8 protein-coding genes are annotated in these 11079 nt (G+C 58.6%); 5 read left to right on the forward strand and 3 right to left on the reverse strand.

Going from position 1 to position 11079, the window contains the following annotated elements; all coding sequences use genetic code 11:
* The 3 genes from CO656_RS29095 to CO656_RS29110 all read left to right on the forward strand — a co-directional run.
* Positions 1-982 (forward strand): MFS transporter (locus CO656_RS29095; protein WP_097528096.1); only part of this gene is annotated, 982 nt, incomplete at its 5' end.
* Positions 983-2115: 1133 nt separating this feature from the next.
* Positions 2116-2853: an SDR family oxidoreductase gene (locus tag CO656_RS29105; protein ID WP_176536694.1), complete on the forward strand. Its 738-nt coding sequence runs from the start codon at positions 2116-2118 to the stop codon at positions 2851-2853.
* Positions 2854-2948: 95 nt separating this feature from the next.
* Complete coding sequence (locus tag CO656_RS29110; RefSeq protein WP_097528098.1) at positions 2949-3740, forward strand: hypothetical protein; 792 nt, start codon at positions 2949-2951, stop codon at positions 3738-3740.
* A 40-nt stretch (positions 3741-3780) separates the two neighbouring features.
* Here the strand turns inward: CO656_RS29110 and CO656_RS29115 are convergent, their stop codons facing one another.
* Complete coding sequence (locus CO656_RS29115) at positions 3781-4737, reverse strand: hypothetical protein (protein ID WP_097528099.1); 957 nt, start codon at positions 4735-4737, stop codon at positions 3781-3783.
* Positions 4727-6196: an SAM-dependent methyltransferase gene (locus CO656_RS29120; RefSeq protein WP_097528100.1), complete on the reverse strand. Its 1470-nt coding sequence runs from the start codon at positions 6194-6196 to the stop codon at positions 4727-4729. Before CO656_RS29120 ends, CO656_RS29115 begins: the two co-directional genes overlap by 11 nt.
* 969 nt (positions 6197-7165) lie before the next feature.
* Between CO656_RS29120 and CO656_RS29125 the strand changes: the two genes are divergently transcribed.
* The gene (locus tag CO656_RS29125; RefSeq protein ID WP_018099692.1) at positions 7166-7507 is read left to right on the forward strand and encodes a helix-turn-helix domain-containing protein; all 342 of its coding nucleotides are present in this window, start codon (positions 7166-7168) and stop codon (positions 7505-7507) included.
* Entirely contained in the window at positions 7497-8756 is a 1260-nt protein-coding gene (locus CO656_RS29130; protein ID WP_097528101.1) for a HipA domain-containing protein, read from the forward strand. Before CO656_RS29125 ends, CO656_RS29130 begins: the two co-directional genes overlap by 11 nt.
* 802 nt (positions 8757-9558) lie before the next feature.
* Here the strand turns inward: CO656_RS29130 and CO656_RS29135 are convergent.
* Positions 9559-10251 (reverse strand): OmpW family protein, encoded by a 693-nt coding sequence (locus CO656_RS29135; RefSeq protein ID WP_097528102.1) that lies wholly within the window; start codon positions 10249-10251, stop codon positions 9559-9561.
* Between the last annotated feature and the right edge of the window lie 828 nt (positions 10252-11079).

An 11079-nucleotide genomic window follows, 5' to 3' on the forward strand; every position in this document is an offset into this window, starting at 1 on the left:
CTTCATCTCGTCCGTGGTCGGCAGACTCGACCGCAAGATCCTGCTACTGGCGCTGACCGCCGTGATGATCGTCTCGGGGACGATGGTAGCGGTCGCTCCGAATTATGTGGCGTTCATGGTTGGCCGCGCGCTCATCGGGCTCGTTATCGGCGGATTTTGGTCGATCTCCGCCGCGACCGCCATGCGGCTTGTTCCGGACGATCAGGTACCGCGGGCGCTGGCGATCTTCAACGGCGGGAATGCGCTGGCGACGGTCATTGCCGCCCCGCTGGGGAGCTTCCTCGGCAGCCTCATCGGCTGGCGCGGGGCGTTCTTCTGTGTCGTCCCGGTCGCAGTGATTGTTTTCGTGTGGCAGCTCCTCAGTCTTCCTCCCATGAAGGTCGAGGAGCGGCCGCCATCCGGAAGCGTTTTTAAACTGTTGAACCGGCGAGTGGTGGTTCTCGGCATGGCAGCGGTCAGCGTGTTCTTCATGGGCCAGTTTACACTGTTCACCTATCTTCGGCCGTTCCTCGAAACGGCTATCCATGCCGATGTTTCAACAATGTCGCTCCTGCTGCTGGTGATGGGTGCGACCGGGTTCATCGGCACCATGCTCATTGGCGCCTTTCTGAAGAATGGCCTCTATCGGACGCTGATTGCGATTCCGATGTTGATGGCGGCGATTGCCGTGGCCCTTGCGGCTGTCGGTGGCCGAGTTGCCGCAGCGGCACTGCTGCTGGGCATCTGGGGGTTGTTCGCCACGTCAGCGCCGGTGGGCTGGTGGACCTGGTTATCGAGGACGCTGCCGAAGGATGCCGAGGCTGGAGGCGGACTTATGGTCGCAGTCATTCACTTAGCTATCACCTCGGGCGCGATCGTTGGTGGCTTCTTTTTCGACATGAGTGGGTACCAGGTGACCTTCGGCGCCAGCGCGGCTTTGCTTATGATCGCGGCCGCGCTCGCTATTTTGACGTCGCGAGAGGCGCAAGCTTGGCTGACCTAACGAGTGGCCGCTTCACGCAGCAAATGATACGGCTGGTGCGTGAGGATACCGCGTCAGGGAGAAGTGGCCGCCCTGATCCCCGGAACGTGAGTTCGAGCGAGACGGAAAGGGTCTCCAGACCCAAAATTTTCCATTTCTTAGGAGACTTGTTCCATTATCTGCTTATCCGGCATGAGGCTGAGGGAATTGCGTGATGGGCTATGATTGGACCGGCAAACGAACGCGCCGGATGAAAGTGTTGCGCGGATGCGCAGTGGTTGTATTCGTCGGGTCTGCGACCGCCTTCCTGGCTGCCGCACTTCTACAGTGACCAACGAGCGGGGTAATCTCGCACAACGCTGCAGCCATCTTCAAGGCGCGACGCATGCACGACTCCTGAACATGCCTCGGGCGCTGATTCAACCCCACAAGAATCACCCGTTTTGCACTCAAAATGCAAAGGGCCGCTTCTCTCTCGACGAAAGAAGAGGCCCAGCGTCTGAGCGTTTGAATTCACAGACGGGCGATAAATGCGTGTATCGTCATTTTTTGCAAGTGCTTTTGCGAACCCTACTCACCAGACCGGTTCGTTGCTTTAGCGCCGGGAGTAGCGGTACAGGCCTGATGCTATTCGAACGCTGGCAAAATCAGGCCTTGTGGTTGGACATGAAGCCCGACGAACGTGAGGACCTCCTCCGACTGGATCTTCGCCAACTTTCGGGCGCTTTGTTGCTGACCGCTTTTACGGCCAGGCAAACTGGCGTGGTATCGGCGTTGAACTCGATCGAGACTGCCTTGTCCTGGAGGCGGCTGCGGGTCCGTCAGGAACGAACCTGAAGCAGTCAAGAGCAACGCAGGCTCTTGCTTGACGCGCTTGCGATCACCTGGTCTCGATCTCCTCGGGACGCTGCTCGCATAGGTCTCCCAGAGCTTCGTTGTCGACAGCTTGAATTTGCCTTACTCGGGATCAGGATCGACCAAGATACGACGCCTCGGCCCACAAGAAGCCGGCCGATGGTGGATTTGCAGTGATCGGCATGGGGGAGCACGCTCCGCCGCTCGCCGAGGGTAACCGTTCGCAGGTGCCCTTCCGCATTGTTGCAATACATCGACTTTAGCAGTTTTATGCGTCAACAATCTGAAGGGCCCTGATAATGGAAGAGCAACTCATTATGCTTTTGACAGGAGCGAGCCGAGGTATAGGGCACGCGACAGTGAAACTGTTTCAAGAGCGTGGATGGAGAATCCTTACAGTTTCCCGTCAGCCCTTTTCAAAGGACTGCGCATGGCCAGCCGCACGCGAGAGCCACATCCAGGCAGATTTAGCGCAAATCGATAAGATAGACGATCTTGCCGCAGAAGTACGAAGCCGACTTCCCGCCGGCAAGCTTCATGCGCTCGTCAACAATGCAGGTATCTCGCCGAAAGGTCCGAATCAGAGCCGGCCGGGCGTGCTTGGCACTGATTCGCGCACTTGGACACAAGTGCTGAACGTTAATCTCGTTTCGACAGCATTGCTCGCCCGTGGCCTTCTTCCCGAGCTCGAGTTGGGCAAGGGCTCCATCGTGAACGTAACTTCGATCGCCGGCGCTCGCGTTCATCCTTTCGCAGGCGCCGCATATGCAGCCTCTAAAGCAGGTCTCGCTGCACTCACCCGGGAACTTGCTCATGAGTTTGCTGGCCGGGGGGTTCGCGCCAATGCCATAGCGCCGGGCGAGATAGAGACCTCGATCCTGTCCCCCGGCACGGACAAGCTCGTTGCCAGCCAAGTACCAATGGGACGTCTTGGCGACCCGTCTGAGGTCGCCGAGACAATTTATTTCCTCTGCACGCCTGCCTCATCCTATATCAATGGTGCCGAAATCCACATCAATGGTGGCCAACACGTATGAGTGTCGAGGGGTTCGCACTGGTGTTGTCCAGTATGTCTTTCGCCACCATAGAGGCCGCAAGTGCTTGAGGGGGGACTGGAAAAGCGGCGGCATCCATGTTCATCGAGAACCTTGCTGACGCTTATAAGCCATGCGACGTGTCGAACCACTCAAAGTTCGCGAAGCGGCCCATTGCACGGCCTTGCAGTTCACCGCACCAGACGCGGTCAAGAACGTCGAACGAGATCGTCGCCGCAAAGCAATATGGAATGGCGTGGGAAACTACTATGCCGAAGCAAATGAATGAGTACCTCATCCTGCCCATCCCCGAGCGATGTGGGTACGAGGCTTGGCAGTTGGGCCTTTTGGTGCATGAGCACTCGCAGTTCCCGGGAGCGCATCGGACGCCTGCGGCGGAAGCCGGCAACGACGTCCTTTCACACGCAAAAGGCAAATACGGTGAACTGGCGTTCCATGAATGGCTGGTCCGGCAGAGTGTGACGCCGACCCATACTCCGTTTCGAAATGATTATACGCGAAAGGTTCTGGATGACGACTTTGTCGTCAACGGTTTGCGCCTTGAAATCAAGACCAAGATGCGCAAGGTAAGCAGTCCGTTCCCACCCCCAGTGCACTTCAACGTCAACTTGGGCAAGAAGGAGATAGAAGACGCCATTCACGTGTTCATCGAGTTGTCCAGCAAAGTAAAAATTGTTGACAACCCAGCGGCCATCATCGTCGGGTGGGCGCCACCAGCGTTGATTGCCGACAAGGGCGTAAGGACATGGCCGGGAAAAGAAAGCGACAACAAAGCTTTCACCTTCAAGCGATACGACTGGGACTTGAATATCCGTGATCTCTTGCCGCCGGCGGGCTTGATCAAGGCGATCGGAGGAGCTCGCCGCTAAGTATGAAAGCCTGCTCCCCGCGTCTTGGCAGTCCAGCTCGTCACTCGTAACTCTCGGCTATTGGCATGTCTGCGGGTTGGCCACTCACCCGCGGGGCATAATCGAGGTTCGGAACGCGAAACGCCGGAGAAGCCGGATCCCATTCCAGCCGCCGCGTTGTGCGAGACAGATCCGGTGCACTGACGACAAAGCGCTCATCGTAGCGGGCATATAGCGTGTCGAAGAATCCCGTGAGCCTTAATGGACTGTCCGGGAGAGGAAAGCTGTCGAGTAACGTGTTGCGTTCAGAACCGTGCATCTCGACGAGACCGAAGCCGATCGCCTCGTAGCGACTTACATCGTCGCGAATGCCGCGCCGGCCAACAAGCTCTCGCAGAGCATTGTGAAAGCGGACAATACCGGCAACCGGCTCCCCACCCTCCGTCATGGCGATGTCATTGGCGGCAAGCGTCTTAGTGCCTTCATTTCCTGGCTCTGCGTCCGCAACGGCTTCAGCGGCGTCATCAAGTGCAATTTCGATCATCCGGTTCGCCCGAAGCAGGACGAGGTAGCCCAGGACGAGCGCGGGATAGGTGATGTGCAGATTGGTACACTCGCCGATCGTCTCCTCCATGCGGTTCGTCAGATTCCGGAAGGCTCCGGTCACACCCTTGCATGAGACAGCGAGGACAGGGCCGATACCTTCACGTGTTACGACGACATCGACATTCTTCGTTTTCAGTCCACCGAGCACGGTCCGTTCGCCGCCACGTGCCAAGCTGGGTTCGTATTCCAGAACAGGAGCTTTGCCGGAGCGGCGCTTTACTCGAAACGGTGGGCGAGGAACAATGTCTTCCGGATCAAAACCACCTTCAATCACCAACCGGCATGCCACATACCAATGGAGCGGTTTGATATGGCTGGCGCTCTGGGTTTTGCCGGTGAACTCCGCGAATGCCGCCAAGGCTTCGGCCTGATTGGTCCATTGGCAGGTTTTCGCCTCGAGGTTACTCGGCATAATGTCTCCAACGCTGAAGCGCGCTTATTGCATCTTCCATCGCTTCCGCATGCGCATATATCGTCTCAGAAGGGAAAAGAATACGTGATGCTTCTCGCGGCTCCAGCTTTAGCATCCCGCCGCCGAGCGCATGCCCCTCAAGCTCACAACTGAGGCGCACGAACGGGGTTGACCATTGCGGAAGAAGTTTCTTAGCGAGCGGGCGGTCACGAACCCGGACCGAATGGACACTGTTCGTGCAGGTTACCCCAGCGAGATTTCTCACCAGGTTTGCCGACCGGCCCGCCATGTAACTCAGGACAAAATCTGGTACCTGCACGTCGGGAACGGCATACCAGGGTGTGCGATTTCGGCATTTATAGCCGAGGCGCGCTTCGCGGCCGGCACTGCTGTCGAGATAGCGCTTGACGCTTGACGGCAGTTCCTGGCCGCGCTTCAATCGAAGCAGAAGGACCTTATCATCGCTCTTTTTCCAGGCCTCGACCGTCTCTTCCGTAATGTGATTGTTCGGCATCGCCCGACCATTGCGGAGGCTCGGATGCAGGAACTCGGACGGAATTTTCAACCTTTTGGCTTCCGACGGGCGTAAATGGAAAAACTCGTTGTCGCCGCTCACGTAGCCTATACCGATGCTTGCGATATCCCCGAAGCGCTTGCTCGCCGGATCATGGATCGCCGTTGCGTAGACGTCGCGAATACTCTTCGGCAGAAGATAAGGCCGCAACCGGCGCGACCAGGTCGTACGCCATTCTTCGACGTCGACAACTACATCGGGCTTCGGACGGTATTTGCTCGGCTTGAACTCCTCGCAGACCGTCAGATTTATCTGCAAAGTCGAACCTCCATGCCCGTCCGCATAGAGAAGCCAGCAATCTTCCGAGAGCGATGGAAATAGTTTTCGCCGGATGGCGATGATATGCACTTCGGAAAAGGAATTGACCAGGTAATCGAGCAGCGGCGCGGCATAGGGGGCGTGGCCTATTTCCGCCGGCACGACGAATGCCAAGCGGCCGCCAGGCTTCAACAAGGCGGCGGTTGCCACGAGAAACGGCGCCCAAGATGAGGTCAAGCCGGAAAAGTGTGCACCCTGCTGCGCGCACAACTCCAGTGCGCGATGCCGAACCTCTCCCTTGAAGCTTTGATAGCGTATGAAGGGCGGATTGCCCGCGGCACATTCGAACCGCTCGCGCGTCTCGGCAGCCCAGGCAAAGAAATCGCCCTTATGCACGAGGGCCCAGGGTGCGTTTGCAATCGCACTCTGCGCGGAATGCGGGTTCTGTTCGATGCCGACTGATTTGCGGTGGACGGAAATAAACTGGCCGTCGCCGCATGAAGGATCGATAAGTCGATCGGACGCGCGCCGAACGGCCCATGCTACAAGAGCCTGCGCTACGTCGCCTGGCGTGAAATAAGCACCAGATTGCTTCTGGCAAAAAATGGCCGACTCACCCTCTCTCATTTCCTCACCTTGCCGCAGCTTATGCGTTCTTTCAACGTAACACGGTCCCATTACAGGCGAGAACATACAAAGAACATTAAAGAAGTGCAAACGAGGCCAAAAGATCTACCGCGTGGTAATCATGCTGGGTTTTCAAGGAGGTGGGGCGGCTAAACGCGGCTGGTATCCTGTCGCTTGGCCTTCGCAAATCGCCATCAGTTTCCATGAGGAACATCGGCGGGGTTAGTCTCTCCAGCGTCCGGCCTCCCCACGACGGGGCGGGGCTGCGAGGGCGGATGGGACGGCAGATTGGGTTGCGGTCTCCGCTCCGGCTATGAGATGTATTTCGCGAGTTCGAGAGACCAGGTCGGCCGGCCAGCTGCGGCGGGCCGCGATTAACGAGCCTGAACCGATATGTCTTCCGATTGTTGCGCAGTACCTGGCCGGCAATATGTCGCGCGATGATCACGATGCGAAACAACAGCAAACGGTGCGTTGCCATTTGCTGCCTTAGAGCCAGGCAAAACCGCCCTTCTCCAGGAACCTTGATGCACGGCTGAGGAGCGGTGTCGAAACGCAAAATGCCCACGGTGTGAGCTTTTCGGGATCGCGGGGATGTCGGTTGTGGGGCTCGCAAGCGCCTTTGTCTACCACTCGGGGTGACGTGCTCCAACGGCGGGGAACAGAAGCGTAAGATTTGCGGCTTTGCGATCATTGCTGCCCGATCGAGCTCGACGCAGGACGTTACGGCAACTTCTTCTCTGGTGATGTGATGACCTTTCTCCTTCGCTGCTGATGACAGGATGACAGGCAGTCGCCCGCTCGGATCGAATCACAGGCCGCTCCACACATTAGGTTAGGTCAAACCTACTCAGCCCCGGATCGAGTTGCTTTAAGCTAACACGCCTGATCCAGTCATTGACAACTGCTTTACTGCTGATAAGTTAGATAAAAGCCACGTAATAGCTAGTGAAGTGCGCTGAAACCATCATGCCGCGCCTAAGCAAGATCGCTGAAAGCCCGCCCGCCGCTGTCGAGAAGAGTCTCAAGGGGCTTGGCAGCAATATCCGCATCGCCCGCCTACGGCGGAAAATCCGCCTGGAAGATCTGGCGGAACGGATCGGCGTGTCCCGCTTCGCCCTTGCCGATGCCGAAAAAGGCAAACCAACCACCTCGATCGTCGTCTATGCCGGCGCTCTTTGGGCACTCGGCCTGCTCGCCGAAATGAGCCTGCTCGCAGACCCTGATCGTGACAGCGAGGGCAAGGCTCTCGAGCGCGTCCGCAGCCCGAAGAAGGCGCACCCGCCAAAGGCATTGGACAATGACTTCTGAGCGCGAGTGCTTCGTCTATATCATCCCGCCCGGCAAGACAGAGTTTGTCACGGCCGGCAAGCTGCGTGTCACTACGGTCGATGACGGTACCGCCGCCGGCTCCTTCGTCTATGGACGCCGCTACCTAGAGCGCAACGACGCCGTCGAACTCGACCCGATCGAGCTGCGCCTTTCAGACCGGCTCTACGAGACGGGCCGCATGAAGGGCATATTCGGGGCGATCCGCGACGCGATGCCCGATTACTGGGGCCGCCGCGTCATCGAGAAACATGCAGGTCGCGTTAACCTGGAAGAACTCGACTACCTGCTCGAAGGACCTGACGACCGCGCCGGCGCCCTCGGATTCGGCCTCAACCAGACGCCGCCCGCACCTCGGCGGGAATTCAACAAGACGATCGACCTTGCCCGCCTGCAGGAGGCAGCAGAGACGATCATAGCTAACGAACCCCAACAGCACGAACTCGCCGCACAAGCCGAAGAGCTGATGCTGCTCGGCACCTCGATGGGCGGCGCTCGCCCGAAGGCCGTCGTAGAAGATAGCGGCGCGCTCTGGCTGGCAAAATTCTCGCGCTACGATGACCGCTGGAACCAGCCGAAGGTCGAGCACGGCGCGCTCCTGCTCGCCCGCGCGTGCGGCCTCGACACCGCCGACAGCAAACTCGTCACCGTCGGCGGCAAGGACGTTCTCATGGTCCGCCGCTTCGACCGTGAGAAGCAGGATGAGAGCTACCGACGCTTCCGCATGGTCAGCGCACTCACCTTGCTGCGCAGCAGCGACAGCGCCTCCGATCGCGATCAATGGTCATACCTCCTGCTTTCTGATGAGCTCCGCAGGGGCAGCGCCAGCCCCCAGCAGGACCTGCGCGAACTGTTCGCGCGCATCTGCTTCAACGCGGCGATCTCGAATGTCGACGACCATCCGCGCAACCACGCCATGCTTGCCAAACTGCGAGACTGGCGTCTGAGCCCTGCCTTCGATCTGGGACCTACGCCATCCGTATCAGTCGAACGCCGCGACCTTGCACTCGCCTGCGGCCCGCAAGGCCGCTACGCCAATCGCAGCAACATCGTCGCCGCGCACGGCCGCTTCCTCCTCACCGAAGACGAAGCGACAGGCATATTTGACACGATCACCAACACAGTCGCCAATTGCTGGCACTCCACCATGCGCCGCGCCGGCGTCAGCGAGACCGACTGCGAAGCAATCTGCAGCGCCTTCGTTTATGAAGGGCTGTTCCATGAGCGTTGAGAGGACGCGCTGAGCCGACCGTTGCGCTTCACCGCGATCCTCGCTGGCAGCGCGCAGATCACAGACCGTATCGCGGCGCGGAAACGAAAAGCTGGAGGCTTTTCAATACGCAAGACCTATGGCCCTGCTCCACCCCAACATGGCGCTTCATTACCGCCGCGAAGTCGCGGCTGTATGAGGCGCTCGCTGAGTGGAAAGCACCGGCGCGAAGTTGATATCATCCGGTCACTCGTAGACCGGATCGTGTTGAAGCCGCTCGGCGAAGGCAAGCGCCCTAGCACAGCCGTCGACCTGCAAGGCCACCTCCCCCGCATAAAATGCGACAGTCCCGCCGCTCCGGGCTCCTCGCCAAAGTCTCAGCCACGCTATTCAAATCAGTCCTGATCGTCATGTCTGTTGCAGAAGGGAACTCTTCAGCAGATTCGCCAGCGCAGCTTGACGGTTGCCTGGGCGGCCGAACGGCGGGCTCGGCCAAGTGCGCAAGCTGTTGCAGACCCACAACCGCGCCGCGCCGACGGTCTTGTCTCAAAGAAGCGCGGCCGGGCTATTAACTGGCGCGACAGCGAGCCCTTCCGCAACCTGGAGCTCGACCTCTGACCGGACTCGAACAACATTCGCCGCGAGGAACTGATCGAACGCCGGCAGCAAGGAACGCTGCGCCTTTGGATGATCGCCGCCATCTGGGATGTCACGCCGCGAACGCAAGTGGCGTCGAGTTTCTCGCGTCCAGAATGCCGGTGCGACACGCGTCGGGATCAGGGGTTATTTAATCCATGCTCTGGCCGCGAGAAATTCCGTCTGACTAGAAACGGTAAGTGACGCCGGCGCCAATCAGCCATGGATCGAGCTTGGCCTTGCCACTGACCTCGGTGCCACCGACATTGGCATCGAACTCTGGTCTCAGGAAGATTTTCTTCACGTCGAAGTTCACGCCCCAATGATCGTCGACCATATAGTCGAAGCCGGCCTGCAGGGCGACGCCGAAGGTGTTCTTGACATCAAGGCTACGGGCACTCTTGCCCGACTGATTGTAGAACAGCGTGTAGTTGACACCGGCGCCGACATAGGGCTGGAAAGTGCCGAAATCGGTGAAATGGTATTGAAGGGTCAAGGTTGGCGGCAGCAGCCAAGTCTTGCCGATTTCTCCGAGCGTCGAAATTGAGCCGCCGCCGTCGACATTGGCATAGGTTGTGCCCAGGATGAGCTCCGCAGCGATATTCTCATTGAAGAAGTACGAGATGTCAAATTCAGGTATGACCGTATTCGAAAAGGAAAGATCCGATCCCGGCACTCCGTAAACCTGGCCGGAGTCGTTGGTGATCACATTAAGCCCCCGCAAGCGTATCTGCCATGGGCTGACTGCCGGTGCTGCAGCGGCAGGCGCCACAGCTTGTAGTATTGTCAGATCTGGCGTGGTCAGATCCGTCGCCTCTGCGCGGGCGGCAACCAATGCCGTGGCGGTAATGATGGCGCGGACGATGTTGCTGGATAGCATTCTTGCCCCCTTTCGATCCAGTTTCGTGGAGGTCGGAGGAAATAGCATCGTTTATGAGCTCACGGTTTGAGCGAGATCAATTGGAACTGGACTGTTTGTCGCAGCAGCAAATCGGCTGGCCACTGACATCAGCGGCCGCGACGCTCTTGCGATGCTGCTTCGCAGCTATCCCATCCACAGGATTTCCATTGAAGCGCGGTGGCGCTGCGTAAAGGTGCCCGCGACTGCCCTAAGCATATCTCATATTCCACTCGCTGCACTATTCATCATGGACATAAAGTCGGAAGTGGTTTTTCCTTCCCTTTCGATTCGGCGCAATGGTTGCTGTTTATCCGCGTCATCTCGGGCGTCGGCAGTTCCCGCCGCGTCTGAGTTGCTCTGAATGATCGCCTCATAGTGGTTGCCAGAGGGCATCGGCCTCGCACATCATTCTGAACTCCCTACCACGAAAGCGCATGCTCAAGCCCTGCACGCCGGGGCGCAACGAGCGAAATGTCGACGATGGCCGTCGGCTATTGGACCAAATCGTCCGTGTTTTCGCCCATTCCCCTCGTCGATGTTTGCAGGTTTCCGGACAGAGCCGCCTGGCACGCTCCGGCGGTTCCAAAAATGCGCAGCTATTTCAGACAACTGCTCGATCGAGCCCCAGTTGGCACGCCACTTGCTGCATAACTCCACAAGGCAGCAGCGGCTGTCGATCTCGGAAAAGTGGCTCGGGAGGCCCGGCGCATTGCCGGACGGGGGATCCCATGTGGAGGATATCACATGATCATCGAGCATTCCGCGGAGGTCCGCGGCAAGACACCCTTTTACCGCCATCTCTATGTC

This window comes from Sinorhizobium sp. FG01, from assembly GCF_002531875.1.
GTDB classification, from domain to species: domain Bacteria; phylum Pseudomonadota; class Alphaproteobacteria; order Rhizobiales; family Rhizobiaceae; genus Sinorhizobium; species Sinorhizobium fredii_C.

Coding starts and splice junctions, on each gene's coding strand:
- CO656_RS29125 (WP_018099692.1), top strand. CDS start 7,166: ATGCCGCGCCTAAGCAAGATCGCTGAAAGCCCGCCCGCCGCTGTCGAG.
- CO656_RS29115 (WP_097528099.1), bottom strand. CDS start 4,737: ATGCCGAGTAACCTCGAGGCGAAAACCTGCCAATGGACCAATCAGGCC.
- CO656_RS29130 (WP_097528101.1), top strand. CDS start 7,497: ATGACTTCTGAGCGCGAGTGCTTCGTCTATATCATCCCGCCCGGCAAG.
- CO656_RS29120 (WP_097528100.1), bottom strand. CDS start 6,196: ATGAGAGAGGGTGAGTCGGCCATTTTTTGCCAGAAGCAATCTGGTGCT.
- CO656_RS29105 (WP_176536694.1), top strand. CDS start 2,116: ATGGAAGAGCAACTCATTATGCTTTTGACAGGAGCGAGCCGAGGTATA.
- CO656_RS29110 (WP_097528098.1), top strand. CDS start 2,949: ATGTTCATCGAGAACCTTGCTGACGCTTATAAGCCATGCGACGTGTCG.
- CO656_RS29135 (WP_097528102.1), bottom strand. CDS start 10,251: ATGCTATCCAGCAACATCGTCCGCGCCATCATTACCGCCACGGCATTG.